Origin of the sequence: Kribbella sp. DT2 (assembly GCF_049844575.1) — a bacterium.
Taxonomy (GTDB): domain Bacteria; phylum Actinomycetota; class Actinomycetes; order Propionibacteriales; family Kribbellaceae; genus Kribbella.
The window spans coordinates 1-25,421 of record NZ_JBNCLH010000021.1; the positions used below are offsets into that span (position 1 = coordinate 1).

Below are 25,421 nucleotides of genomic sequence, written 5' to 3' on the forward strand. Positions count from 1 at the left end.
ATCAGAAATCACACCAGAACGAAGCACCAACCAATCATCAACGACAGCGCCGCCCGGATTTAGCAGACACGCCCTAGAAGGTCGGCCAGGGGTTGGTCGGGAGAGTCGTCTCCAGGTACGCCGCCAGGGCCAGGGCGCGGAGGTCTTGGAAGCGGGGGGCCGCTATCTGCAGGCCGATGGGGAGGCCTGTCTGGGTGTGGCCGCAGTTGACGGTGGTGGCGGGGTGGGTGGACATGTTGTACGGGACGGTGAAGGCGATGTGTTCGAAGGGCTGGAGGGGGTTGTTGGTGGGGTAGGCCTGGTCGGCGGGGAAGGCCGGGATGGGGGACGTCGGCGAGAGGATGAAGTCGTACGCGGCGAAGGCCTGGTCGACTGCCGTGGACATCGACTGCATCTGGGTGTGGCCGTGGAAGACGTCGTACGGGGTGAGGGAGTCGGCGGTGCTGGTCCACTCGCGGATGGCGGGGAGGACCTTGGCGCGGCGGTTCGCGGGAAGGGCGGCCAGGTCGTAGGCGGAGCGGACGCGCCAGAAGCGGTCGAGGCCGTCGAGCATCTCTCGGGTGATGATCGGCGGGATCTCGGTGATGATGGCGCCGACGGCCTCGAGGGTCTGGGCTGCTTTGGTGACAGCCGCGGTGATTTCGGGGTCGACGGGGAGGCCTGGGCCGGCGTCCAGGAGCAGGGCGATCTTGGTGCCTTGCATCGTGAGTGGACGGGGGTCGTCGGTGAAGGGTGGGAGGGAAGTATGGTCTCGGCGGTCGGGGCCGGAGATGACCTGGAGGGTGAGGGCCGCGTCGGACGCCGTACGGGTGATCGGGCCGATTGCTCTACCTGGGTAGGGGTTTCCGACGGCTACTCGGCCGTGGGTCGGCTTGAGGCCGATGACGCCGCACCAGCCGGCGGGGAGGCGGATCGAGCCGCCGATGTCGGTACCGAGGTGGATCGGGCCGTAGCCGGCGGCGGCCGCCGCGGCGGCGCCGGCGCTCGAGCCGCCGGGGGTTTTGGTGAGGTCCCAGGGGTTGCGGGCCAGGTGGTGGAAGGTTGATACGCCGGACGAGAGCATGCCGTACTCGGACATGGTCGTCTTGCTGAAGATCACCGCGCCGGCCTCGCGGAGGCGGGCTGCTGCGGGGTGGTCTTCTGTGGCTGGAATGAGTTCGGTGGCTGCGGTGCCTTGCGGGACGGGGGTGCCTTGGGTGGCGATGTTTTCCTTGACGGTGACCGGTACGCCGTCGAGGGGGCCGGTCGGTTCCTGGCGCTGGTAGCGGGCCTCGGAGTCGCGGGCTGCCTGGCGGGCTCGGTCGGGGTCGAGCGCGTAGGTCGCTTGAAGGCGGGGTTCGAGTTCGTCGACGCGGGCCAGCACGTCGTCGATCACCTGCACGGGCGAGAGGTCGCCGGCGCGGTACTCCGCGACCAGTTCGATAGCGGTCAGATCGGCGAGGCTCATCTGCTGTCTCCAGTACGACGAAGCGGTGGTCGGGGTGGGCGCCCATGCGGCCGGGGAGGTTGCTGGGGCTGAGGCCGCGGCGGCCGGAGGGAAGGAAAGCGGAGTGGGCTGGATCAGCGGGGCGGGCTGGGTGGGTGGGTGGGTGGGTGAACAAATGGGCCGGGCGAACAGATGGGTGGGGCGATCTGGTGGGCGGGGCGATCGGGTGGGCCGGGCGAACAGATGGGTGGGGTGGACTGGTGGGTGGGGTGATCTGGTGGGCGGGGCGAACAGGTGGGCGGGGCGAACAGGTGGGCGGGATGAACAGGTGGGCGGGATGATCAGTTGGGTGGGGTGAAGCGGCCGTCGATGGCGGTCCAGCCGGCGTCTACGTGGAGGACCGAGCCGGTGACGAAGCTGGCGGCGTCGGAGGCTAGGTAGACGACGGCGCCGGCGAGTTCGTCGGGGGTGGCCCAGCGGTTGAGGGCGCTCTTGGCGGCGTACGCGTCGTACCAGGGCTGGTTGGCTTTGATCTGCTCGGTGAGTGGGGTTTCGACGACGCCGGGGGCGATGGCGTTGACGCGGACGCCGTGGGGGCCGAGCTCGGCGGCGGCGGTGCGGAGGAGCTGGACGAGGCCGGCTTTGGTTGCCGCGTACACCGATTGGCCTGGCTCGACGGTGGTGGCGCGGATGGAGCTGAAGCCGATGATGCTGCCGCGGCCGCGCTCGGACATTTGCTTGCCGAAGGCACGGATCAGGTCGAAGGAGGCGCGCAGGTTGAGCGCGACGACGCGGTCGAACTCCTCGCCGGTGTAGTCGAGGATGCGTTTGCGGACGTTCGTGGCGGCGGTGAAGACGAGGATGTCGACGGGGGCGAGGGTTTGGGCGGCGGTGGTGATCGCCTGCTCGTCGAGGATGTTCAGTTCGTACGGCGTGAGCGCGGCGTTGCCTTGGGCATCGGAGGTGTCGCGGCCAGCGTTGCTGAGAGCAACGGTCTGCTGTACGGCGGGGAGGTCGCGGTCGGCGCAGGTGACGTGGGCTCCGTGGGCGGCCAGGGCGAGGGCGGCCTCGCGGCCGATGCCGCTGCCGGCGCCGACGACCAGGGCGTGCCGGCCGTCGAGGCGGAACAGGTTCGCGTAGTCGTGCGGCACGGGGACCTCCCGGGGATCGGTGGGTGGGTCGGGATGTACGGCTCGGGTGGGGCGGGGTTTCAGGTCGGACGGTCGGGTGGGGCAGGGTGTTCGGGTCGGATGGTCAGGTGGGCGAGGTGTTCGGGCTGTCCGGGCGGGTCAAGGGTTGGGGCGGATGATGGCCATGCGGGTGGTGGTGAGCTCTTCGATGGCGAAGCGGGGACCTTCGCGGCCGGTGCCGGAGTCCTTCACCCCGCCGTACGGCATGACGTCGCTGCGGAAGCCGGGGACCTCGTTGACGACCACTCCCCCGACGTCGAGCTGGTCGATCGCGGCGAAGGCGGTGGACAGGGACGACGTGTAGACGGCGGCGTGCAGGCCGTAGCGGGTGTCGTTGACGACCTCGAACGCGGTCTCGATGTCGGGGACGGAGCGGATCGCGATGACCGGGCCGAAGATCTCCTCGTCCCAGGCCTGCTGGCCGTGTGGGAGGTCGAGAAGGACGGTGGGGCCGATGATGCGTGGATCGTTGCCCTGGGTCTGGTGGGCGAGGGTGGCGCCGGCGGTGACGGCTTCGTCGATCCAGCGGTTGACGCGGGTGGTGGAGCGCTCGTCGATGAGGGCGGAGACGCGGGTCGCGCTCTCGCGAGGGTCTCCGACCTTGACGGCGTCGAGGCGTGGGGTGAGTTCGGCGAGGAAGGCGGCGCGGACGGATTCGACGACGATGACGCGTTGGACGCTGATGCAGGCCTGGCCGGAGGCGTAGTAGCCGCCGCGGACGACGGCGTCGGCGGCCGCGGCGAGGTCGGCGTCCTCGGCGACGACCAGGGCGGAGTTGGAGCCGAGCTCCAAGAGGACCTTGGTGGGGGCTGCGTCGCGGGCGATCTGGTGACCTACTGCGGCTGAGCCGGTGAAGGAGACCGCGCCGATGCGGCGGTCGGTGGTGAGCGTGGAGCCGACGTCCACTCCCCCGGTGAGCAGCTGTACGGCCGACGCGGGGGCGCCTGCGGCTGTCAGGGCTTCTCGTACGAGGTGGACGAGGTAGAGGGTCGCGAGCGGGGTCTGGGGTGCGGGTTTGACGATGACCGGGCAGCCGGCGGCGAGCGCTGGGGCGATCTTGTGGGCGGCGAGGAGGAGCGGGTAGTTGAAGCCGGTGATGCCGACGACTACGCCGATCGGTTTGCGGACCCAGAAGCCGATCAGGTTCTCGCCGCTGGGGAGGAGGTCGAGCGGGACGGTCTCGCCGTGGAGGCGGGCGACCTCCTCGGCGGCGGTCTGCAACGTGAGGAGGGTGCGGTCGAGCTCGACCTCGCAGTCGACGCGGGGTTTGCCGGTTTCGAGGATGAGGAGATCGATGAACTCCTCGCGCTTGGTGGAGACGGTGGAGAGCGCTCCCTGGAGGGCTGACCTGCGGGTATGGGACGGGAGGTGGGCCACCTGGGAACGGATGGAGAGCGCGTTCTCGAGGGCCTGGTGGGCGAGGGCGGTGGTGCCGACGGGGGCTTGGGCGACGATTGAGCCGTCGTACGGGAAGTGGACGGGGGCGGTGGTGGGGGTTTCGACCCAGGAATCACCGATCGGGAGGCCGGAGGGGAACTGGAGTTCGATGGTCATGGGCGGGCACCCTTCGGGATGAGGTCTTGAGGAGTTGCGCCGGAGAGGGCCTTGGGGAGAGTGGGGATGGCGGCGACCAGGCGGCGGGTGTACGGGTGGCGGGGGGCGGCGTACACCTCGCCGGTGGTGCCGGTCTCGACGATCTCGCCGGCGTGCATGACGGCTACGCGGTCGCAGACGTGCTTCACGACGGAGAGGTCGTGGGAGACGAAGACGAGGGTGAGATCCAGTTCGTCGACGAGGTCGGAGATCAGGTTCAGGACCTGGGCGCGGACGGAGACGTCGAGGGCGCTGACCGGTTCGTCGGCGACGAGGATCTTGGGGTTGGGGGCGAGGGCTCGGGCGATCGAGATGCGCTGGCGCTGGCCGCCGGAGAACTGGTGCGGGAAGCGGTCGCCGGCGTCGGCGGAGAGGCCTACGGCGTCGAGGAGTTCTTTCACGCGGGCTGACGAGCTGGGATGGCCTTGGACGACGAGCGGTTCGGCGATGATGTCGCGGACGCGCATGCGGGGGTCGAGGGAGCTCATCGGGTCCTGGAAGACGAGCTGGAGGTTCTCGCGGAGGAAGCGCAGGCGGCGCTCGGGGAGGTGGGTGATGTCCTTGCCGTCGACAACTACCTTGCCGGAGGTCGGACGGTCGAGGGCGGCGATGATGCGGAGCAGGGTGGACTTGCCGCAGCCGGACTCGCCGACGATGCCGAAGCGTTCGCCGGGGTGAACGTCGAGGCTGACGCCGCGGAGGGCGTGGACTACCTCGGCACGTTTGAAGAGGGAGGTGCGGGGGCGGGGGTAGTCGCGGGTGACGTCGGTGACTTTGATGAGGGGCTCGGGGCGGGCCGTGTCGGACGGGCGCGGAAGCCGGGTGAGCTCAGGCATCGGGGGCTCCGGCGGGGTGGTGGCAGGCGTGGCCTGTGGTGGGGGTGCCGGTCCAAGGGGGTGGGGTGGTGCAGAGGTCGGTGGCTTGGGGGCAGCGGGTGCGGAAGACGCAGCCGTCGGGGAAGTGGCCGGCGGCGGGGACGGTGCCTTGGGTGGTGGGGAGGCGGCGGCGGGCCGGTTCGAGGGTGCTGACGGGGCCTGAGTCGGCGAATTCGAGGTCGGAGGCGGCGAGGAGGCCTTCGGTGTAGCGGTGGCGGGGGGCGGTGAAGACCTGGTGGACGGGACCGGACTCGACCACTCGGCCGCCGTACATGACGAGGACTCGTTGGCAGATCGTCGCGACCACGGCCAGGTCGTGGGTGATGAAGAGGAGGGCCGCGTCGCGGGCGGTGACGCCGCGGAGGATGAGGTCGAGGACCATCGCCTGGACGGTGACGTCGAGGGCGGTGGTTGGTTCGTCGCAGATGAGGAGGGTGGGATCGTTGGCCAGGGCAATGGTGAGGACTACTCGTTGCCGTTGGCCACCGGAGAGTTGGTGGGGGTAGGCGCGGGCGACGCCGGTCAGCTCGACGCGTTCGAGGAGGTCGACGGCGGCTGCTCGGGCGGTACGGCGGTTGGAGCGGGTGCGGTGGATGAGCATCGTCTCGGCGACCTGGTCGGCGATGCGCATGGTGGGGTTGAGCGCGGTCATCGGTTCCTGGAAGACCATCGCCAGGTGGTTGCCGCGGATGCGGGACATCCGGCGTTCGTTGGCGCCGATCAGGTCGTGGTCGATGCCGGCGAGGCGTACGGAGCCGGTCGCCGTCACGTCCTCGGGGAGGAGACCGAGCAAGCTGAGAGCGGTCAGGGACTTGCCGGAACCGGACTCGCCGATCAGCCCGACCCGCTCCCCCGGGCCGACCGTGAGGTCGACGTCGCTGACCAGTTGCAGGTCGCGGACGGAGACGGTGAGGCCTTGCACGGTGAGTACGGCTGGGGTGGTCGTCTCACTGATGACCTCCGGTGCTGGGGAAGTCATCGGCGGTCCTCCAACTTGGGGTCGAAATGGTCTCTCAGGCCGTCGCCCAAAAGGTTGAAGCCGAGGACAGCAAGGGCGATCGCCAGGCCTGGGAAGACCGCCAGGCGTGGTGCGGAGAAGAGGAACTCCTGCGACTCCTGCAGCATTCGGCCCCACGACGGCGTCGGTGGCGGTGTGCCGTAGCCGAGGAAGGACAGCGCTGCCTCGGCCAGTACGGCGATGGCGAAGGAGACCGAGGCCTGCACGGTGATCAGGCTGACCACGTTCGGCAGCACGTGCCGTACGGCGATCGGCAGCGGGCGACGCCCGGCGGCGCGGGCGGCGAGCACGTACTCGGTGCGCATCACCTGCAGCCCACCACTCCGGATCACGCGCACGAAGCTCGGGATGGTGGCGATGCCGATGGCAACCATCGCCGTCAACGTGCTCGCGCCGAAGACGGCGCCGAACATGATTGCCAGCAGCAACGCGGGAAAGGCCAGCAACAGATCGTTGGCGCGCATGACCAGCTCGCTCGACCAGCGGCGCGTCATCGCCGCGAGGATGCCGAGCGGTACGCCGATCACCGCCGCGACGCCGACCGCGACCAGCCCGACGAAGAGCGTCGTACGGGAGCCGACCATGAGCTGGCTGAAGATGTCCCGGCCGAACTTGTCGGTGCCGAGCCAGTGCGACCAGGACGGCGATGCCAGTCGCCCGGCCGGGTCGACCAGCGTCGCGTCGTACGGGGTCCAGACGAAGGAGACCAGGGCAAGTAGCACGATCAGCAGGACGATGAAGCCGCCGACGAGCAGGCTCGGGTTCCAGCGGCGACGCTGGACAGCAGAGCCGGTCAAGGCACTCATCGGCTCACCCGCAGCCGCGGATCGAGCGCGACGTACAGCAGGTCGACCAGGAAGTTGACCACCAGTACGGCGACCACGAGCACCATCACCACGGCCTGGACGACGAGCAGGTCGCGGTTCGACACCCCGTCGAGCAGCAGGCTGCCGAGGCCCGGGATGACGAAGACCCGCTCGACCACGACCGCGCCGATCAGCAGCGTCGCGAGCTGCAGACCGAGCACCGTCACGACCGGCACCGCAGCGTTGCGCAGCCCGTGCCGCCACAACGCGCGCAACGGTCGCAGCCCCTTGGCCCGCGCGGTCCGCAGGTAGTCCTCACGCAGCACCTCCAGTACGGCGCTGCGCACGTACCGCGTCAGCACGGCACCTTGCACCAGGCCGAGCGACAGCGCCGGCAACGCCAGCTGGCGCAGGAACATCCCCGGGTCCTCGGCCGGCGGCGTCCACCCGTTCGCGGGCAGCCAGCCGAGCTTCACCGCGAACAGCATGATCAGCAGGATCCCGGCCAGGAACGCCGGTACGGCGACGCCGACCTGCGACACCGCGGACAGCGCGAGCCCGGAGAGCTTGCGGTGCCGCGCCGCCATCACCGTCCCGGCCGGCGCGGCGACGAGCAGCGCGATCACCATCCCGACCACGACCAGCCACAACGTGACCTGGAACCGGTCGGTGAGCTGCGGCCCGATCTCGGCCTTCGAGATGTACGACGTACCGAAGTCGCCGTGCAGCAGCCCCGTCAGCCAGTCGACGTACTGGGTCGGCAGCGGACGGTCGAGCCCGAACTGCCGGCGCAGCTCGGCGACCGCCTCGTCGGAGGCGTTGACGCCGAGCGCGACCCGCGCGGGATCGCCGGGCAGCACGGCCAGGAACGCGAACACCAGCACCGAGCTGACCGCGAGGCTGACCAAGAGCACAACGGTGCGCTCGACCAGGCGCAGGATCATCGCGACAGCGTCGACAGGTCGAGCGACTCGGTGATCGCGTTCTGCGGCAGGCCCTTCACGTCCTTGTCGGCGACCATCAGGTTCGGGATCAGGAACAGCCAGTCGCCCGCCGCCTGCTCCGACAGCCGCCGGGCCGCCTTCTTCATCTCGCTCACCTGCGTCGCCTCGTCACCGGCGTCGGCCGCGGCGAGCGCGGCCTGCAGCGTCGGGTCGTCGTACCGGGTGTAGTACTTCGCGTTGAAGACCGCACCGAGGTCGCGCGGCTCGACGTGCGCGATGATCGACAGGTCGTAGTCGGCGTTCTTCAGTACGGCGGTCAGCCACGCGGCCGGGAACTCGAGCTGGTCGATCTGCACCTTCAGCCCGGCCTGCTCCAGCTGGCTCTTCACGACCTGGCCGCAGGAGGTTGCGTACGGCAACGTTGGCAAGCGCAATCGAAGTGTCTTGCCGGTGGCACCTGCTGCCTGCAGCAACGACTTCGCCTTGCTCAGGTCGTACGGCGCGACGCCGGTCAGGTCCTCGTACCAGGGATCGGTCGGCGGGACCATCGAGCCGATCAGCTTGCCGCGGCCGGCCCAGCAGGTGTCGAGCAGCGCCTTGTGGTCGATCGCGGAACGGATCGCCTGCCGGACGCGGAGGTCGTTCAGCGGCGCGCGGGAGTTGTTGAACGACAGCAGCACCTCGCCGTTCGTCGTGCCCTCGATCACCTGGTACTTGTCGTTGCTGGTGAACTGGCTCAGCGCCTCGGGCGCCTGGACCGTGCCGATCACGTTGATCGTGCCGGTGAGCAGCGCGTTGTTCAGCGCGGTCGGGTCCTTGAAGTACTTCAGCGTGACCTGGCCGAAGTGCGGCTTGGTCCCCCAGTAGGCGTCGTTGCGCTGCAGCACGATCGAGTCGCCGCGCTTCCAGCCGCCGAGCTTGTACGGGCCGGTGCCGACCGGCTCGGTGGCGAGCTTGTCGACCCCGGTCTTGGAGAACATCGCGCCGATCCGCGTCGTCATCCGGAACAACCAGTCGTTGCTCGGCTTGGCCAGCGTGACCTGCAACTCGGTCGGCGAGACGGCCTTCGCGGTCTGCACCACGTCCATCGCGGCCTTCAGCGAGGTCGTCCACTTGGTCTTCACCCGGTCGATGCTGAACACCGCGTCGTCGGCCGTGAACGCCTGGCCGTTGGTGAACTTCGCGGTGTCGACCAGGGTGAAGCTGTAGGTCTTCCGGTCGGCCGACACCTTCCAGGACTTCGCCAGGTCCGGGACGATCTTGCCGCTCTCGTCCTGTTTGACCAGCCCGTTGTACACGTTGCCGAGCAGCGCCTGCGGGATCGCGGCACCGTCGGTGGTGGTGAAGTCCAGACTGGCCGGCTCGGCGACCAGCCCGATCGCGAGCGCGTCGTCCGCGCCGGGCGAGCCCGACCCCGAGGACGAGCCGGAACCGGCCGAGCAGCCCGCGACGGCCAGCAACGCGGCCGATCCGAGCAGCGCGACCACGGGGCTGAGGTAGGACTTCACGCAAGAACTCCTGAACTTGGTCGGAGAGTGTGGCCCCTAGTCTGCCGCCCGGCGAGCAGCAGACCTGGAGCCACGCCCTCGGGCAAACCGGTTCACTAGGTTCGTCCGACCATCAGCACCTGTCAAGCAAGCATTGGCCGCGGTCCTCGCCGGCGTGCGCCGTGCTTGCTGCCGACCGACGCGTTGCGTGATGACTGCTGCCTTGTACGACGAGTGGCGCGTTGTACCGCGTCAGTCGTCGAAATACGCGTCAGTCGTCACGAACCGGAGCAGTCGTCGTACACGGGGGGCCGTCGGCGTGGGCCGGAGCAGGCGTCGTACACCGGGACAGTCGGCGTGGACCGGAGCAGTCGTCGTACACCGGGACAGTCGGCGTGGGCCGGGGCAGTCGTGATGCTGCGGTTGTTGGGTCAGCTGCGGTGTCGGGCGGGGCCGGCTCGGTTGACGGCACGGTGGAGGCGGGCGGCAAAGGCGGCCGGTGTGGACAGGTCGGACCAGGTCGCGCGGACGACCTGGTAGCCGAGATCGCGGATCCGGTCCTCGCGGAGCTTCTCCGCGACCAGCGCGTCCCGGTCGGCGTACTTGCCGGTGCCGTCGAACTCCACCACGACGTCCCACTCCGCGAGGAGGAAGTCGACGCGGGCCACGAACTCGCCGGAACGGTCGGTGATGACCGCCTGCGGGATCGGTGCCGGCAGGCCGAGGACCGCCAGCAGGACGCGCATCCGCGACTCACCGACCGACTCCGCCCGGCCGTCCCCGAAGGCGACGGCCCGCAGGGCTGCCCGTACGCCGTGGCGCCGGCCGAAGCGTCGTACGAGCTCGAGCAGTTCGTCGGTGGTGGCCAGGCGGGCGCGCAAGGCTGCGTCCACCACCGACACCGCGACCGGGTAGGACGTGGACAGGATGGACTCCACCACGGCCCTCGGCGCCGGTGTCACCTGGACCTCACCGATCACGGTGACGGCGCCGATCGCCGGCTCGGCGACGTGCTGACACACGTGCCGCCCCGAACGCCCGGGGCCGCGCAGGTTGGTGAGGTGAACTCGGCGTAGATCCAGATCGCTGATCTCGAGCCCGTGGAGGATCAGCGCCGACTGATGGCTGATCACTGCTCGACCGCCGAGCCGCCGGAAGTACGCTCTGGCGACCCGGGAGTGGACCCAGGCTTCCCTCTCCCACGTCGGCATGGACCGTACGCCGGCATCAGTCTCGGCGTACGCGCCGCGGCAGAGCCTCACCCACCGCCCGGCGCGAACTCGCTGAGCGATCTCCGCGTCCGAATAGCCCGCTTCGATGGCATCACCTCGCCCGAACCAGCCGCCGCGCCCGGCGGCGACCACCACAAGTCTCGTTCACACCTTTAACATGCCGCCGTCCCGCTGCCCCAGGCGCGCCGATTTGCCTGCCTGTGGACAGCCGACTGCTTCCTTGTTCCACGACTGACGCCGTCCATCGGAGCAGTCGTCAAAATCCGCAGCAGTCATCACGAATGGCGCTAGCCGGCGGGCAGAGTGGGGCCGGGAGCTGGGCGGCCGGGGCCTCGGGCCGAGAGTCGGGCCGCGGGCCGGGCGGTGCCGGGGCGGGGGCGGGGCGGGGGCGGGGCGGGGCCGGGGCGGGCCGGGCCGGGCCGAGGCTGGGCGGGCTGGGCGGGCTGGGCGGGCCGGCCGGGCCGACCGGGCGGGTCGGGCCGGGCTGGCCGGGTTGGGGCGGACCCCCCGGCCTGGGCCGGACGGGGGCCGGGCCGGGTGGGAGGTCGGGGCGGGCCCCGGTCTGGGCGGGGCCGAGGCCGGGCGGCACCGGCGGGAGGGCCGGGTGGGAGAGCCGGGTGGGAGAGGTCAGGGCCGACCCCGGTCTGGGGCGGGGGCCGGGCGGAAGGGACTGGGGGCGGAGACCAGCCTGGGCGCGGACCGGCGAGACCAGCCTGGGCGCGGACCGACGGCCGGGGGCGGAGACCAGCCTGGGCGCGAGCCAGCCAGACCAGCCTGGGCGCGGACCGGCGAGACCAGCTTAGGCGCGGACCGACGGCCGGGGGCGGAGACCAGCCTGGGCGCGAGCCAGCCAGACCAGCCTGGGCGCGGACCGGCGGAGGGTCCGGGGCGGAGACCGGGTTTGGGCGGACTCAGCGGGAGGGGCTGGGGGCAGAGACCGGGCTTGGGCGGACCCAGCGGAGAGACCGGGGGCGGAGACCAGCCCCGGCTGGCCCCGGACGGGGCCGAGTCCGGGGCCCGGGGCGAGCCAGACCGGGGCGTCGGCCTGCGGACCCGGCGCCGGTTAGGTGTCGTGTTCCACTACGCGGACTCGGGGGACCTTGAGCTCCTTGCGGACTCGGGTGGTCCAGTCGGAGCAGACGAAGCGGGCCGCGGTTTCGGGCCAGGCGACGACGATCACCTCCTGGCTGTTGGTGCTGTTCACCAGGGTGCGGAGCGCGAGCAGGATCTCGCCGTGCGTGATCGACACGTTGACCGCGCCGGGGTTGCGGCCGCGGAGGCGGCGTGAGCTGTGCTCGATCACCGAGGCGAGGTCGTACTGCGGGTCCGCGAGCGCGGTCGCCGTACCGGACTGGGCGCGATTGTGCACCGCACCGCCGGACAGGCCGGCGACGTCCGCGAAGCTGCTCCCGAGCAACGCCATCGGACCGGCGATTCCTTCGGTCGGATGGCTGGAGACGAGCAGGTGGTAGTTCACTGCGTCGTCGTGTCTCGCGTGCAGGGCGGCGACCCGTACGGCGTCGCCCTCACTCATCTCACGCTCGATGAGTACCACCACGTCATGGGTCATGGTTGGCTCCCTTCGCCGACACTTCCTTTGTACTCCGCTCCCCCGCGTCCGTCGCCGCTGCGCCGCGGCACGTCATCGGAATGTGAGGCTTCGGCAACTTTGACGGGCTGCAACCACGGACTGGGGGTGGAGTGGGAGTGGCTTCGCTCGGCGCTTCCGCCGACTTGGGTGGGACGTGAGTGCGTCGCTCGCTTGCCCTTCCACCGACTTGGGGACGGCCGCCGCTGGGGGTGCGCGCCGGGGTGGGGTGGGTGACTGGGCGGTGAGCGACCGGGTCCGGGTGTACGACCGCCCGGAGGACAACCCGGCCGGAGGACGCCCGGGCCAAATGGGCCACCGGGCGGGGTGGCCGACGGACGACCGGGGCCGTTGGGCTTGCTGGGTCGCTCCGGCGGCGGCTGGGGTGCTCGCGGGGCGGGCGGTCAGTGGGTGGTGAGGCGGGCCCTGGTGTCGGGGGTCAAGGGGGACAGCAGGGCTGGGGCCGCGATGAGGTTGTGGGTGGTGGGGTCGAGCAGGCGGGGGTGCAGGGCGTAGACCGTGGCGCCTGGGGGTGGGGTGAGGTTGTCGGCGGAGACGACGGCGACGAAGTCGGCGCGGTGGGCGGCGTCGGAGTCCCAGACGCGGTCGGGTTCGCGGCGGGTGGTGAGGCGGCGGGCAAAGGTGGTGGTGTCTTCGTCGGGGGTGCGGACGTAGCCGACGACGGAACCGTCGGCGCAGCGGACCACGACCTCGTCGGTACGGGCCGCGGCGTGCCAGCAGGCGATCTCCCAGAGGGAGACGCGGTCGCCGGAGCCGTGGACCTCTTCGAGAGCGGCTGACATCAGGGCGAGCCGGCCGGCGTACTTGGCGATGCTGTGGCGGTACCCGGCGGCGCTGAGGTTGACGTCGTACCAGCGCAGCTCCTCGGTCTGCAGGTCGACGCCGAACGGCATCAGGATCTTCGCCGGGCCGGACAGGTCGAAGCGGTCCTCGACGGCGGTGGGGTCGAACAGGCCCGATGGGCGACGCATCACGCCGGTGAAGCCGCGGCGCAGGCGGTCGAAGGGGACGTTGTTGTAGCTGAAGACGACGGGCAGCAGGTAGCGACCGCCGACTCGGCGTACGGCGGTGAGGTCGAGGTCGACGAACTCGGTCGCGCCGAGCGGGCCGGGCGCGGAGGTGAGGTCGCCGGAGTGGACCAGGGCGTCCTGGTCGAAGCGCAGGCGGGTGTAGTCGCAGAGGCCAACGAAGCGCCACTCGGTGTCGAAGACCGCGACGGACAGGTCGAGGTCGACGCGCTGGTTGGGCGGCTCCTGCCAGTGCAGGAAGAGGCGGAGCTCGTCGTCGATCGGGATCGGCTGGGCACTCCCCCGGGTCATCCGCAGCAACGTCGACGAGGTGGCGCGTTCGGAGCCGGGGGCGGCGAGGAGGTTGAGGTCCTCGTCGAGGAACGCGCGACGCAGGCGCGGCAAAGCGCTTGCCCTGCGCAACAGCTCGGCGACGAGGAGGCCGGCCAGCGCGGCGGCGAGCGGGGCGGGAAGGGGGTCGCGTTCGTCGACGGTGGTCCAGACTTTCGTCGTGCCGCCGCGGGGGAAGAACAGGCGCAGATCGCCTGGTGGGGTGCGGATCTGGCCGAGCGCGGCGGTGAGGACGACGGGCGAGACGTCGGAGACGGCGGTGCCGAGAGCTTCGACCAGTACGCCGTGCGCGTCCGGCGGGACAACCCGTGCGAGGTGCACGAGACGGCGCACGAGCTCGCCCGGACGCTGACGCAGGAGATCGAGCGCTGCGACTGGACGGTCTGCCGCGAAGGCGCCCTCGACCCGGCTGGCGAACGTGCTGGCCGCAAGCCGTACGCCGGCTGCGGGCGTGGGCTCCAGGCGGATCCAGGGGTGGCTGGCGACCTCCGACAGGACCGCGCGGTGGGCCGGTGTTGCTGGGTCCAGCACTGTGCGGCGGATCAGGGCGAAGGCTGTCGCGGCCGATGGGTAGCGGGTTGCGTGCTCGAAGGGGTGGAGGTTTTCGGCGAGGCGTTTCCAGGCGCGTTCGTGGCGGTGGAGGTCTTCGACGAGCGCTTCCAGTGGTAGACGATCGAGGTGGGAGAGGATCACGCGGCGGAGAGCGCGTGGGAGCGAGCGGCGGCGTACGGGTGGAGTGCGGAGGCCGGGGTCGGCGTCCATCAGGACGTACAGGAGTCGGAGTGCGTCGGTGGCGGTTTCGAGCAGGTCGACGACTGACGGGTGCCGCTGCATGAGCTGGGCGATGACGACCGCTCGGGTTTCGCGGACCGGGATGACTGGTGGGAGCCAGGTCGGGTCGGCGTGCTGCAGCAGTACGGCGAGGTCGGTGCGATCGACCACGGACAAGGGGGATCGGCGCGCCAGGAGGTCGGCCGCGGTGGTCCGGGCGGCGCTGGAAGGTGCGAGGCCGAGCAGGCGGAGGCGATCGCCGTCGACCGGACTGAAGGAGCCCGACACCTCATCGAACGACGGCTCGAGGAACGGGTCCTCCGGGTCGATCCGCCGCAGGCACAACGGGCACGCGCTGAAGTCGGAGCCGTCCCAGCAAGCCCGGCAGACCAGATGCGCGCACGGCGACACCGGGTGCACCTTGCCGACCTCACCGCACAGCACGCACGGCTGCTCGGGCTCCTGCAGAAGGCGGGCGAACACGCGGTTGACGTAGAAGGTCTCGGTATTGCCCGGCACGCTCTCCGGGAAGCCGCGGAACAGCGGGACGTGCTGGGCGTCCGCTCCGGACTCCTGGTCGAGCAGGGCGAGCAGGTCGCGGCCGAAACCGGTCAGGGCCAACGGGTTGAGGCCGGCGGCGTACCGGTAGAGGGGGACGGACATCAGGAAGCCGCGCTGGATCAGGTCGGCCTGCAAGGCGCCGAGGCCGGCCTGGGTGGTCAGTGGACGCTTCAGCCACTGCCAGGCCGAGCGGCGGACCGCTGGGGTGAGGAGGTCGCCGTCGACCAGCCGTCGGCGGCGCAGCAGCACCGCGGCCAGCGCCTCCGGCATCGGACCTCCCGGCATCGAACGGAAAGGAGTGCCAGGGGCGGAGAGCGGACGCGCTACCAGGCCTTGGAAAGGAGAAGGAAGCACGCCCAGGAGCCGCCCCTGGCACGAAGAACGCTACCGCCCACCACCGACAGTTTTCGCGGGTCCGGGGAGCGATGCTCCACCCGGGAGAAGAACTCCGGTACCAGGGTCGGGGCCGCCCCGCCCAGACCCCGGTACCGAAGAACTCCAGAATAGAGGGACCGGGCAAACCCAACGACACCCGGGCCACCCAGGTGGCACTGATTCGCCGCGAGCAAACCCTTGATCCACGGCAGGTGCCGGCGAAGGGATTCCCCTGTTCGTCACAGTGGGCAGGTGTGACAGCACTGGTTGTGGTTAAGGTCTCTGCATGGTTGGTGGGGTGGAGGTCGAGCGTGCGCGCTGGCGGGACGTCTTCGGGCACGCGGAGTTCCGGGCGTTGTTCTTCGCGGGGATCCTGTCCGTCGCCGGTGATCAGTTGGCCCGGGTGGCGCTGTCGGTCCTCGTCTACGAGCGCACCGCGTCGGCCGGACTGACCGCTCTCACCTACGCGCTGACCTTCATCCCGGACCTCGTGTTCGGCCCGCTGCTGGCCGGTTTCGCCGATCGCTACCCACGCCGTCAGGTGATGATCGTCACAGACCTGGCCAGGGCCGTCGTGGTGGCGGCGATGGCGATCCAGGCACTCCCCCTGTGGTCGGTCATCGTGCTGCTGCTTGGCCTGCAGGCGTTCGGCTCACCGTTCAACGCTGCCCGCGCCGCGACGCTGCCGGTCGTGCTGCCGGGCGACCACTACGTCCTGGGCAAGGCCGCCAACGACATGGTGGTCCAGTTCAGCCAGGTGCTCGGCTTCGGGACCGGCGGTGTGATCGTCGTCGCCGTCGGCGTCTCCGGCGGCCTGCTGCTCGACTCCGGCACGTTCCTGCTGTCGGCCGCGCTGATCGCCATCGGCGTACGGAGTCGTCCGGTACCGGCCAAGGAGGGCGCCGATGAGGACGCACGGCGCAGCTACTTCAGTGACCTGGTCGCAGGAACCTCACTGGTCCTCCGTACGCCGAAGCTGCGCGCGCTGATCTCTCTGGCGGCCGTCGCCGGCTTCTACGTCACCGTGGAGGGCCTCGCCGTCCCGTACGCCGACGCCATCGGCCAGGGCAAGGAGGCGTCGGGCCTCCTGCTGGCCGCCAGCCCGGCCGGAGCCGTGCTGGGCATGTGGCTGATCACCCTCATCTCGCCTGAGCGCAGGATGAAACTGATCGGGCCGCTGGCGGCAGGTGCGTGTGTCCCACTGGTGCTGTGCGCGCTCGAGCCCAGCCTGCTGCCCACCGTCGGGTTGTGGGCGCTGTCAGGTCTCGCGTCGGCGTACCACCTGCCCACGAGTGCCGCCTTCGTCCAGGCTGTGCCGGACCACCAAAGGGGGCAGGCCTTCGGTGTGGCCAGCACTGCTCTCAAGAGCAGCCAAGGGTTCGGCATCCTGCTCGCGGGCGGGCTCGCCGAACCGCTCGGTGCACCGCGGGCGCTGGCCGTGATGGGCGGCGCGGGCACGCTGGCCGCGGTCGCGGCGGGCGCGGCCTGGGCACGCGCCCACCGGGCGGCGGCAGATCCCCGGTAATTCGCCGTACGGTGAAACTCGAATAGCGATCGGGAATCACCGGGGTTTGAATGTAAGAGGGCAGTAAAGATTTACCGACGGTCACCAGTCGTTGCTGGCCGTACGAACATTTCCGGCAAACCAGTCGTTGCTGCCGCCGACGAGCCAGTCGTTGCTGCCACCGGTGAACCAATCGTTGCTCCCACCAGCGAACCAGTCGTTGCTGCCACCGGTGAACCAGTCGTTGCTGTGACCCGTGGTGCGCGTCGTCTTAGCCATGATTCTCGACCCTTCCGAACAACTGTTTGAGGATTACCCCCGGGGGTGGGGGTGACCTGAAGTGAGCAAGCCACTACGATGACTTCAATACCGTTCAGGCTGAACAGTGTGAGGCTAATGATGATTCTGATCGGTCGGAGCGGTTGGGTGCCACCCCGGCAATGGAAACTGTGGTCGCTGCCGCCCACCGCCCTGGGGTACGTGATCGCGGTCGACGTGGTCGCGTTCGTGATCACGGCGCTGGCGGTACGGGCATCGATCATCGGTGGGCCGATCACCTCCGCGGAGTGGACGGCGTTCGCCGTGCTGGCGGTCGCCTCGACGCTGCACCTGGAGTCCGCCCGCGGGATCGAGCGGCGCCGGGAGATGGCCGCCAACACGTCCCCGCACACGAACCTCAAGTGCCTGTGGTTCTTCGCCAGCCTGCTGCTGCTGCCGCTGTCGCTGGTGATCCCGCTGATCGTGCTGTCGTACCTGTACTCGTGGTTCCGGGTCTTCGGCCGGACCATCGCGCACCGCAAGATCTTCTCCAACTCGACCTGCATCCTGGCCAGCGCCGCGGCGGCCGCCGTACTGCGCGGCGGTGGCCTGCTCACCGAGCCGCGGGTGCCGACCGACTTCTGGTCCCTGCTGGTCGTCCTGTCCGCCGCGGCGACCTGGTGGCTGGTCAACTACGCGCTGGTCGTCGGCGCGATCCTGATCTCCTCCCCGGAGGCCAAGGCCAAGGACGCGCTCGGCGAGCTGTCCCACCAGCTGGTGATCTGCGCCGGACTGGGCCTCGGCATCGCGATCGCCGCGCTCCAGTCGTCGTACCCGTGGGTCGTGCCGGTCCTGATGGTGACCGTGCTCGCCCTGCACCGCGACCTGCTGCTGCCTCAGTACCAGCGCGCCGCCGGTGTCGACGTGAAGACCGGGCTGGCGACGCCGTCGTACTGGGCCAACGCCGTACCGCTCGAGCTGGCGCGGGCAGAGTCCCTGCGCAGCCGCGTCGGTCTGCTGATGCTCGACCTGGACAAGTTCAAGGAGATCAACGACACCTACGGGCACCCGGCTGGTGACCGGGCGCTGCGGGCCGTCGGTGAGAGCGTGCGCGCCGAGGTGCGGCAGGGTGACCTGGTCGCCCGCGTCGGCGGTGACGAACTGGCGGTGCTGCTGCCCGGCGCCTCCGAGGTGGAGGTGCTGGAGGTCGCCGAGCGGATCCGTGACCGGCTCAGCGCACTGACGGTCTCGGTGGAGACCGTCTCCAACCGGACCGCGATCATCAGCGGTGTCCCGGCCTCGTTCGGTGCCGCCGTCTACCCCGACGTCGCCGGCACCATGGACCAGTTGATCCTGGCCGCCGACAACGCCCTGCTGACCGCCAAGCGCGGCGGGCGCAACCAGATCGTCTCCGCCCGCCCCAACCCGCCGGTCGACCACCAGCCGATCGACAACTGACCACTGTCGACGGCGCGCCTCGGCGCGCCGTCGACGCACAGGGCTCAGGACAGGTGTGGTCATCGGCGGACCTCCTACCTACTAGATGCCCGCCAAGGCCCTGCCCCTAACCCCGCCCGCTGCGACGCCCTGGCGTCAGGCGTGGTCCCCGTCGAGCAGCTCGTGCAGCTTCGCGACGGCGTCGGTGATGTCGCCGTAGCTCTGCTGAGCGGCCCGCGACTCGGCACTGATCACCCCGCACCGGTGCACCCGCCGGAAGTCGCCGTACGGGAACTTGTAGCGGCCCTTGGTCTCCTCCCCCATCGAGGTGTCGACACCGAGGTACCACTGGGCGTAGTCGTCCCAGCCGTGCTTGTCCAGGTAGTCGTTCTCCTGGTCCGCGCTCGGCGCGTGCTCGCTCCAGTCGTCCCGCTCGTCGCGCTGGAGCTGCCCCTGCTTGATCAGGTGCTTGGCGTGGTCGAACGCCTTCTTGTTCAGTTCGACAGTCATCGGTAGAACCTCCTCACCACCCCCGGTTCCCCTCGGGCCGATGGGCTAACTGACGCGGATCAGGGCCTTGCCGACGAGCTCGCGAGACGTCATGGCGCGGTGGGCCTCGGCGAGCTGGTCGAGGGGGTAGACGCGGTCGATGACCGGGACCAGTTCGCCTCGGGCCGCGCGGGTGAGGACCTCGGTCGCGGAGACGGTCGTCGTGGTGGTGTCGACGCGGAGGTCGCGGATGCCCTTGACGGTGATGTCGCGGCGCTCGGCCTCGGCTTCGTCGTACGACGCGAAGCCGCCGCTCGGGGCTCCGTGGGCGGAGAACCAGCCGTGGTCGGCGGTCACGGTGAAGGCCGTGGCGCCGAGGGTGCCGCCGGCGCCTTCGAAGACGATGCCCGCGCCGGCGCCGTTGGTTGCTTCCAGCACCGTCTTCTCCCAGCCCGGTCGGCTGTAGTCGATCACGACGTCGGCGTGGTGGGCCTTCACCAGGTCGAGCTTGGCCTCGCCTCGCGCGGCGGCGATGACGTGGGCGCCGGCCTGGTGCGCGAGCTGAACCAGGAGGATGCCCATGCCGCCGGCGGCCGCGGTGACGAGCACGTGCTTGTCGGCCAGGTCGGGGGCGAGCTCTTCGAGCATGAGGGCGGTGTAGCCGTCGCCTGAGACGGCGACGGCGGTCTCCAGGGTGAGGCCGGCGGGGACTTCGAGCAGACCTTCCGCGGGGGCGACGGCTTGTTCGGCGTGAGCGCCGAAGGAGGCGGTCCGGCCGGTCACGGTCTTGCCGATCCAGTCGGCAGTGACGCCGTCGCCGACCGCGCGGACGACGCCGCCGAAGGAGCTGCCGGGGACGTACGGCGGAGTGACGTCGAAGAATCCGCCGTGCTGCCCGGAGCGGATCGCGGTCTCGACGAAGATCAGGTCGGTGAGCTGGACGTCGACGAGGACCTCGCCGGGGCCGGGTGTGGGAGCCGGGAGGTGCTGGAGCTGGATCACGTCGGCGTCGCCGAAGGCGGTCACCACTGCTGCGCGCATTGTCGTTGTCATGACGCCACGGTGCTACCTGAACGTTGGTTGAGGTCAAGTTGTCGGTGCGGCCGCGTAGCCTGCGTGCGTGGTCGAGGTCGTCTTCCTGCCTGCCGACCCGCCGCGCGCGGGCCGGCTGGCGCTGTACGGCGAGGGCGTGGACGGGGACGAGCGGATCGAGCTGGTGCAGCCGCGCGGGGACCGGGTGCGGCGGGTGATGGTGCCGGCGCAGCTGTTGACGGTCGAGGAAGCGATCGAGTACCTGAGTGTCGACGAAGTCAGCGCGGCGGGCGCCGGGACCTGGGAGGCGGGGTCCAGCGCGACGGGCGGAGCGGCCGCGGGGTGGGGCACGGTTGCGGGCAGCGGGAGTCGGCGGGCGTGGGCAGCCGCTCTGTGGGCCGGGTTCGGGCTGATCGGGCGCGGCCGGATCGTGCCCGAGGTGAGCTCGGCCGGGTTCGGGGCCTGGCGGGTGGCTCCGCTCGATCCGATGGATCGGGGCTGGTTGAAGAACCTGGCCGCCGCGATGCCGGCGTACGGGCATGCTCTGCCGGTGGCGGGCTCCAAGCCGTTGCGGCTGATGGGTGCTGACGAGCTGGTGCGGGCGTTCTGGGATGCGCTGGCCGACACCCTCGTGCGGACTCCCGCGGCGGCGGTCGCCGTACGGGCTGGGGCGGCGGCGTTCGCTGAGGTGGAGCCGCGGGAGCTGACCGGGCCGACTGACTGGCTGAGTGAGACGGCGCTGGCGGAGGAGGCCGGCGCGCGGCTGGTGCTGCGGATCGAGCCGCCTGATCACCTGGAGGACTTCCGGGCTGTGCTGCAGCTGCGGAGTGGGGTCGACCCCAGCCTGCTGGTGGACGTGGCCGACGTGTGGAGCGCACCTCCCGCCGTACTGGCCGCACTGGGCGAGCGGGCCGAGACGGACCTCCTGCTGGCGTTGCGGCGAGGTGCACGCGTGTGGCCGCCGCTGACTGCCGCGCTGGAGGACGCAGCGCCCGCTGACATCACCATCGACGACGACGCGCTGGACGACCTGGCCGCAGACAGTACGGCGCTCGACGGCGCGGGCATCGAGGTGCTCTGGCCGGCTGAGCTCTTCGCCGGCGAGCTGGCTGTGCGCGGCTCGGTACAGGCGACTCCGACGCCGACGGCGGTGAGTGGACCGGACTTCAACCTGCAGGACCTGCTGGCGTTCAAGTGGCGGCCGACCCTGGACGGGTCGGAGCTGACCGAGCAGGAGATCACCGCGCTGGCCGAGGCGAAGCGCCCGATGATCCGGATGCGCGGCCGCTGGGTGCGCATCGACCAGGACCTGGTTCGCAAGCTCCGCCGGGGTACGTCGCGCAAGCTGACCGGGGCCGAGGCGCTCGCGGCGGCGCTCACCGGGCGGGTCGAGGTGGACGGCGAGTTGGTCGCGTTCGAGCCGAGCGGTTCGCTGGAGACGATGGTCGACCGGCTGCGCACGGGCCCAGGAGCCAACCGGGCCCCGGCCACGGACGAGTCCGGACCGACAGCGCACGAGTCCGCCGGCGAGGGCGAACTCTTCGCCGAGCCCGCAGGACTGCACGCGACGTTGCGCGACTACCAGCGCCGCGGCGTCGCCTGGATGGCACAGCTCGCGGAGCTAGGCCTGGGCGGATGCTTGGCCGACGACATGGGCCTGGGCAAGACGATCCAGGTGATCGCGCTGCACCTCCACCTGTCCGGGCGCGGCCGCGGGCCGACGCTGGTGGTCTGCCCGTCGACGCTGCTCGGGACGTGGGAGCGCGAGTTCGCGAAGTTCGCGCCTGCTGTCGCCGTACGGCGCTATCACGGCGGGGCTCGGTCGTTGAGCGATCTCGGTGAGGACGAGGTCGTGCTCACGACGTACGGCGTGGTCCGGCAGGACCATCGCGTGCTCGGCGAGCTCCGCTGGGGCCTGGTCGTGGCCGACGAGGCCCAGCACGCGAAGAACCCGCTCTCCCGAACCGCCCGCGCGCTCAGGACGTTGCCAGGAGCAACCAGAATCGCCCTCACCGGTACGCCGGTGGAGAACCGGCTGTCCGAGCTGTGGTCGATCCTGGACTGGGCCGCGCCCGGCCTGCTCGGCACGCTCGAGCGGTTCCGCCAGAGCCTCGCCGTACCGGTCGAGCGGTACCACGACGCCGAGGCGACCGCCCGGCTCGCCCGAGTGACCCGGCCGTTCCTGCTGCGGCGGCGCAAGATCGATCCCGGGATCGCGCCGGAGCTGCCGCCGAAGACCGAGCACGACGTCGTCGTACCGCTGACGACCGAGCAGGCGACGCTGTACCAGGCGGTCGCCCGGGAGACGCTGGCCAGGATCGAGCAGGCGAAGGGGATCGAGCGGCGCGGCCTGGTGCTGAGCCTGCTCACGCAGCTCAAGCAGGTCTGCAACCACCCGGCGCAGTTCCTGCACGAGCCCGGTCCGCTCCCCCGGCGCTCCGGCAAGCTCGCGGCGCTCGACGAGCTGCTCGACGTCATCCTCGCCGAGGGCGAGTCGGTGCTGATCTTCAGCCAGTACGTCGAAATGGGCCGCCTGATCGAGGCGCACCTGGCGGCGCGGCAGATCGGGTCGCTGTTCCTGCACGGCGGCATCGGCGTCCGCCGGCGCGAGCAGATGGTCGAGCAGTTCCAGGCCGGTGAGCAGCAGGTGTTCCTGCTGTCGCTCAAGGCGGGTGGCGTCGGGCTGACGCTGACCAAGGCGACCCACGTCGTGCACTACGACCGCTGGTGGAACCCGGCGGTCGAAGATCAGGCGACGGACCGCGCGTACCGGATCGGGCAGGACCAGCCGGTGCAGGTGCACCGGCTCGTCACCGAGAACACGCTCGAGGACCGGATCGCGACGGTGATCGCGGCCAAGCGTGACCTGGCGGATGCCGTGATCGGCTCGGGCGAGGCGTGGCTGAGCGAGCTGTCGGACACGGAGCTGACTGAGCTGGTCGAGCTGACGACGGCGCCGGTGAAGGCCGGGTCGGCGAGTGCCCACAACCCTTCTGCTGTTGGGAAAACGCCGACCGGAGGAGTGGCGCCGTGAGTACCGACGAGACCCCGGCCCGCGAACGCGCGCCGTGGCGCAACTGGCGCGGCGGCGGCGAGAACGCCGGATTGCCCGCGGCCAAGGGACCGGGCGCGCGACGACCATTCGGTACGACGTGGTGGGGCAAGGCCTGGCTCGAGGCGCTGGAGCACCGGGCTCGGCTCGATCCGAACCGGCTGAGCCGCGGACGCTCGTACGCGCGGCGCGGGAGCGTGCTGGAGCTGACGGTTGCCCCGGGCGTCGTCCGGGCGGAGGTGCAGGGCAGCCGCGTCACGCCGTACGGGGTGACTGTGGAGGTCAGAGCGTTCACGGATGCCGAGTGGGACGCGGTGCTCGACGTGGTGTCGGCGCAGATCGGGCGGGTCGCGGCGTTGCTCGACGGCGAGCTGCCGCCGGAGCTCGTGGACGACGTACAGGCTGCTGGGCTGGAGCTGCTGCCGGGTGCGGGTGAGGTGCGGACCGCGTGCAACTGCCCGGACTTTGCCGTTCCCTGCAAGCATTCGGCGGCGGTCTGCTACCTGATCACCGACGCGTTGGACGATGATCCGTTCGCGTTGATGCTGCTGCGTGGGCGGCGGCGGGACGAGCTGCTTGCCGGGCTTCGGGCGCGGCGGAAGTCGGCTCCGAGCACGGTGAAGGTGAAGCCTTCCGGCGTACTGGCGCGGCAGGGTTTTGCCGCGACGCCGGGGCCGGTGCCGACGCCGTTGCGACCGGGTGGGCAGGCGGGGGTGCCGGCTGCGGTGCTGGCGTTGGCGCCGCCTCGGTCGTCGGGGATCGAGGGACCGGATCTGGTCCTGCTCGCGACGGACGCCGCGCGGCGGGCCTGGGAGTTGGCTGTCGGGGACGGGGACGGCGGGTTGTCGCTGACCTTCAAGCAGGACGTCGCGCGGCGGGCGGCCGAGGTGCTCGGCCGAGCGGCGCTGGCCGATCTCGCGCACCGGGCCGGGGTTTCGTCGAGGAAGCTGACGAGCTGGGCTGTCGCGTGGCGAGAGGGTGGCGCGGGTGGGTTGGCGGTTGCCGTCGAGTCGTTCACGCCGGCGCCTGGCGCGTTGGCCGAGGGCGAGGCGGCGATGGCCGCGCTGGAGAACGACGGCGGCCGGCTGGCTGGCGCGAGCCGAGGTCCGGCGTGGGCCGATGGGCCGCGCGTCGAGAAGAACCGGCTGACGTCCGGGCGACGGCAGCTGCGGCTCGGGCGGGACGGGCTGTGGTACCTGTTCACCGAGCACTTCGGCGACTGGACGCTCGCCGGTCCCCCGGCGGCGGATCCACGCGACCTACCGTGAGTCGACGTACGCCGTGGCGAGCCGCGTGATCAGGGGTGAGCGGGAACTCCAGCGTAGCCACGGCCTCAGGGGTGAGCGGGAACTTCAGCGCAGCCGCAGGCCCGTGATCTCCCGCAGCACCGGCACGAGGCGCTCGGCGATCTTGGCGTGACCGACGACCGACGGGTGCAGGCCGTCGGTGCAGTCGGCCTCGGTGATCCAGCCGGTCGTCGGGACGGAGTGGACCGCCGGATCGTCGAGGGACTTCACCCCGGCCGCGATCTCCTCGGCGTACTTGCCGCTGAACGGGCTCACGGCAACGATCGTGCTGCCCGGGTACGCCGCCCGGACGACGCGGACGTAGTCGGCGTACTGGTCTGCGCTCAGCGAGTCGTCGTTCACGCCGAGGTTGAGTACGACCAGGTCGGGAGCGGCGATCCGGAGCGCGCGGGAGCCGGCGAAGTTCCAGCCGAACGACTCCGGACCCGCCGGGACGCCGCCGTTGCCCGGCTTGATGACGCCCTGGCGACCGAAGCCGACCTGGTACGACGTGGCGCCGAACGCGCGGGCGGTCAGGTACGCGTAGGCCTTCGTCCCGTCAGCGCCCGCCGACTCGGGATCGGCGCTCAGCGCGCGCACGCCCTGCGTGATCGAGTCGCCGTAGAACTCGAACCGCGGACCGCCCGGCTGGGCGCCGAGCCGCAACGTCGTCCGGTCGTCGAGGATCAGGCCGGCGAAGCTCACCGCGCACGCGAACGGCGGCTCCCACCGGTTGACGAACTCGTTGACGTCCTTCACCACGAGCTCGACCGTGTGCCGGCCGTCGTCGACGCTCAGCTCGAGCACCGGCTGCTCGATCAGGTGCAGCGTCGGCTCGCCGTCGTCGACGGTGACCCACAGGTGCGGCGCGACCTCGAGCCCGTCGGTGTCGAACAGCACCTGCAGGCCGGTCCCGCTGAACCCGAACGACAGCCGCGACCCGGAGTTGACGGTGACCGCCAGCCCTGGCTGATGTCCCCACTGGCCTTCGAGCAGGATCCGCGGATCCCCCGGCGCGACCACTTCACCCGGCACGAACGTCACAGCACATCTCCTCGGTACGACGACCGGGCCATTCTCCCCGGCACGAACGAGGCGCCGGCACCCGCCCCGGTCCC

Annotated in this window: 19 protein-coding genes and 1 pseudogene; 4 read left to right on the plus strand and 16 right to left on the minus strand. The window is 70.8% G+C overall.

The window, feature by feature from the left end; translation table 11 throughout:
* Positions 1-73 precede the first annotated feature (73 nt).
* From ACLQ2O_RS41660 to ACLQ2O_RS41715, 12 genes and pseudogenes are all read right to left on the minus strand, one after another.
* The gene (locus ACLQ2O_RS41660) at positions 74-1,447 is read right to left on the minus strand and encodes an amidase (RefSeq protein WP_425843387.1); all 1,374 of its coding nucleotides are present in this window, start codon (positions 1,445-1,447) and stop codon (positions 74-76) included.
* A 320-nt stretch (positions 1,448-1,767) separates the two neighbouring features.
* The gene (locus ACLQ2O_RS41665) at positions 1,768-2,577 is read right to left on the minus strand and encodes an SDR family NAD(P)-dependent oxidoreductase (protein ID WP_425843389.1); all 810 of its coding nucleotides are present in this window, start codon (positions 2,575-2,577) and stop codon (positions 1,768-1,770) included.
* Between the two features lie 138 nt (positions 2,578-2,715).
* The gene (locus ACLQ2O_RS41670) at positions 2,716-4,170 is read right to left on the minus strand and encodes an aldehyde dehydrogenase family protein (protein ID WP_425843391.1); all 1,455 of its coding nucleotides are present in this window, start codon (positions 4,168-4,170) and stop codon (positions 2,716-2,718) included.
* On the minus strand, positions 4,167-5,045 hold the full coding sequence (locus ACLQ2O_RS41675; RefSeq protein ID WP_425843393.1) for an ATP-binding cassette domain-containing protein: 879 nt from the start codon (positions 5,043-5,045) through the stop codon (positions 4,167-4,169). The genes ACLQ2O_RS41670 and ACLQ2O_RS41675 overlap by 4 nt, the downstream gene beginning before the upstream one ends.
* Positions 5,038-6,063: an ABC transporter ATP-binding protein gene (locus ACLQ2O_RS41680; RefSeq protein ID WP_425843395.1), complete on the minus strand. Its 1,026-nt coding sequence runs from the start codon at positions 6,061-6,063 to the stop codon at positions 5,038-5,040. The genes ACLQ2O_RS41675 and ACLQ2O_RS41680 overlap by 8 nt, the downstream gene beginning before the upstream one ends.
* On the minus strand, positions 6,060-6,908 hold the full coding sequence (locus ACLQ2O_RS41685) for an ABC transporter permease (RefSeq protein WP_425843397.1): 849 nt from the start codon (positions 6,906-6,908) through the stop codon (positions 6,060-6,062). Before ACLQ2O_RS41685 ends, ACLQ2O_RS41680 begins: the two co-directional genes overlap by 4 nt.
* The gene (locus ACLQ2O_RS41690) at positions 6,905-7,846 is read right to left on the minus strand and encodes an ABC transporter permease (protein WP_425843442.1); all 942 of its coding nucleotides are present in this window, start codon (positions 7,844-7,846) and stop codon (positions 6,905-6,907) included. The genes ACLQ2O_RS41685 and ACLQ2O_RS41690 overlap by 4 nt, the downstream gene beginning before the upstream one ends.
* 2 nt (positions 7,847-7,848) lie before the next feature.
* Positions 7,849-9,360, minus strand: coding sequence for an ABC transporter substrate-binding protein (locus ACLQ2O_RS41695; RefSeq protein ID WP_425843399.1), 1,512 nt, complete (start codon positions 9,358-9,360; stop codon positions 7,849-7,851).
* Positions 9,361-9,770: 410 nt separating this feature from the next.
* Positions 9,771-10,472 (minus strand): hypothetical protein, encoded by a 702-nt coding sequence (locus ACLQ2O_RS41700; RefSeq protein WP_425843444.1) that lies wholly within the window; start codon positions 10,470-10,472, stop codon positions 9,771-9,773.
* Positions 10,473-10,631: 159 nt separating this feature from the next.
* A pseudogene (locus ACLQ2O_RS41705) lies at positions 10,632-10,706 on the minus strand (hypothetical protein); the annotation flags it as partial.
* A gap of 928 nt (positions 10,707-11,634) precedes the next feature.
* Positions 11,635-12,141 carry a hypothetical protein gene (locus tag ACLQ2O_RS41710; RefSeq protein ID WP_425843401.1) on the minus strand — a complete coding sequence of 169 codons (507 nt, stop codon included), beginning with the start codon at positions 12,139-12,141 and terminating at the stop codon, positions 11,635-11,637.
* A gap of 422 nt (positions 12,142-12,563) precedes the next feature.
* Complete coding sequence (locus ACLQ2O_RS41715) at positions 12,564-15,140, minus strand: MXAN_6230/SCO0854 family RING domain-containing protein (protein WP_425843403.1); 2,577 nt, start codon at positions 15,138-15,140, stop codon at positions 12,564-12,566.
* Between the two features lie 391 nt (positions 15,141-15,531).
* Between ACLQ2O_RS41715 and ACLQ2O_RS41720 the strand changes: the two genes are divergently transcribed.
* Complete coding sequence (locus ACLQ2O_RS41720) at positions 15,532-16,770, plus strand: MFS transporter (RefSeq protein WP_425843405.1); 1,239 nt, start codon at positions 15,532-15,534, stop codon at positions 16,768-16,770.
* A gap of 81 nt (positions 16,771-16,851) precedes the next feature.
* Here the strand turns inward: ACLQ2O_RS41720 and ACLQ2O_RS41725 are convergent, their stop codons facing one another.
* Entirely contained in the window at positions 16,852-17,028 is a 177-nt protein-coding gene (locus tag ACLQ2O_RS41725; protein WP_425843407.1) for a DEAD/DEAH box helicase, read from the minus strand.
* A gap of 147 nt (positions 17,029-17,175) precedes the next feature.
* Between ACLQ2O_RS41725 and ACLQ2O_RS41730 the strand changes: the two genes are divergently transcribed.
* The gene (locus ACLQ2O_RS41730) at positions 17,176-18,465 is read left to right on the plus strand and encodes a diguanylate cyclase (protein WP_425843408.1); all 1,290 of its coding nucleotides are present in this window, start codon (positions 17,176-17,178) and stop codon (positions 18,463-18,465) included.
* A gap of 135 nt (positions 18,466-18,600) precedes the next feature.
* On the opposite strand, the gene ACLQ2O_RS41735 is transcribed toward ACLQ2O_RS41730, so the two are convergent.
* On the minus strand, positions 18,601-18,954 hold the full coding sequence (locus tag ACLQ2O_RS41735) for a hypothetical protein (RefSeq protein ID WP_425843410.1): 354 nt from the start codon (positions 18,952-18,954) through the stop codon (positions 18,601-18,603).
* Between the two features lie 45 nt (positions 18,955-18,999).
* Positions 19,000-19,986 carry a zinc-binding dehydrogenase gene (locus ACLQ2O_RS41740; protein ID WP_425843412.1) on the minus strand — a complete coding sequence of 329 codons (987 nt, stop codon included), beginning with the start codon at positions 19,984-19,986 and terminating at the stop codon, positions 19,000-19,002.
* Between the two features lie 67 nt (positions 19,987-20,053).
* Between ACLQ2O_RS41740 and ACLQ2O_RS41745 the strand changes: the two genes are divergently transcribed.
* Together ACLQ2O_RS41745 and ACLQ2O_RS41750 are read left to right on the plus strand one after the other, a co-directional pair.
* Complete coding sequence (locus ACLQ2O_RS41745; protein ID WP_425843414.1) at positions 20,054-22,999, plus strand: DEAD/DEAH box helicase; 2,946 nt, start codon at positions 20,054-20,056, stop codon at positions 22,997-22,999.
* Positions 22,996-24,285 (plus strand): SWIM zinc finger family protein, encoded by a 1,290-nt coding sequence (locus ACLQ2O_RS41750; RefSeq protein ID WP_425843416.1) that lies wholly within the window; start codon positions 22,996-22,998, stop codon positions 24,283-24,285. The genes ACLQ2O_RS41745 and ACLQ2O_RS41750 overlap by 4 nt, the downstream gene beginning before the upstream one ends.
* An 84-nt stretch (positions 24,286-24,369) precedes the next feature.
* On the opposite strand, the gene ACLQ2O_RS41755 is transcribed toward ACLQ2O_RS41750, so the two are convergent.
* Positions 24,370-25,347: a GDSL-type esterase/lipase family protein gene (locus ACLQ2O_RS41755; protein ID WP_425843418.1), complete on the minus strand. Its 978-nt coding sequence runs from the start codon at positions 25,345-25,347 to the stop codon at positions 24,370-24,372.
* Between the last annotated feature and the right edge of the window lie 74 nt (positions 25,348-25,421).

Coding starts and splice junctions, on each gene's coding strand:
- ACLQ2O_RS41660 (WP_425843387.1), bottom strand. CDS start 1,447: ATGAGCCTCGCCGATCTGACCGCTATCGAACTGGTCGCGGAGTACCGC.
- ACLQ2O_RS41670 (WP_425843391.1), bottom strand. CDS start 4,170: ATGACCATCGAACTCCAGTTCCCCTCCGGCCTCCCGATCGGTGATTCC.
- ACLQ2O_RS41675 (WP_425843393.1), bottom strand. CDS start 5,045: ATGCCTGAGCTCACCCGGCTTCCGCGCCCGTCCGACACGGCCCGCCCC.
- ACLQ2O_RS41680 (WP_425843395.1), bottom strand. CDS start 6,063: ATGACTTCCCCAGCACCGGAGGTCATCAGTGAGACGACCACCCCAGCC.
- ACLQ2O_RS41685 (WP_425843397.1), bottom strand. CDS start 6,908: ATGAGTGCCTTGACCGGCTCTGCTGTCCAGCGTCGCCGCTGGAACCCG.
- ACLQ2O_RS41710 (WP_425843401.1), bottom strand. CDS start 12,141: ATGACCCATGACGTGGTGGTACTCATCGAGCGTGAGATGAGTGAGGGC.
- ACLQ2O_RS41715 (WP_425843403.1), bottom strand. CDS start 15,140: ATGCCGGAGGCGCTGGCCGCGGTGCTGCTGCGCCGCCGACGGCTGGTC.
- ACLQ2O_RS41720 (WP_425843405.1), top strand. CDS start 15,532: ATGGTTGGTGGGGTGGAGGTCGAGCGTGCGCGCTGGCGGGACGTCTTC.
- ACLQ2O_RS41725 (WP_425843407.1), bottom strand. CDS start 17,028: ATGGCTAAGACGACGCGCACCACGGGTCACAGCAACGACTGGTTCACC.
- ACLQ2O_RS41735 (WP_425843410.1), bottom strand. CDS start 18,954: ATGACTGTCGAACTGAACAAGAAGGCGTTCGACCACGCCAAGCACCTG.
- ACLQ2O_RS41740 (WP_425843412.1), bottom strand. CDS start 19,986: ATGACAACGACAATGCGCGCAGCAGTGGTGACCGCCTTCGGCGACGCC.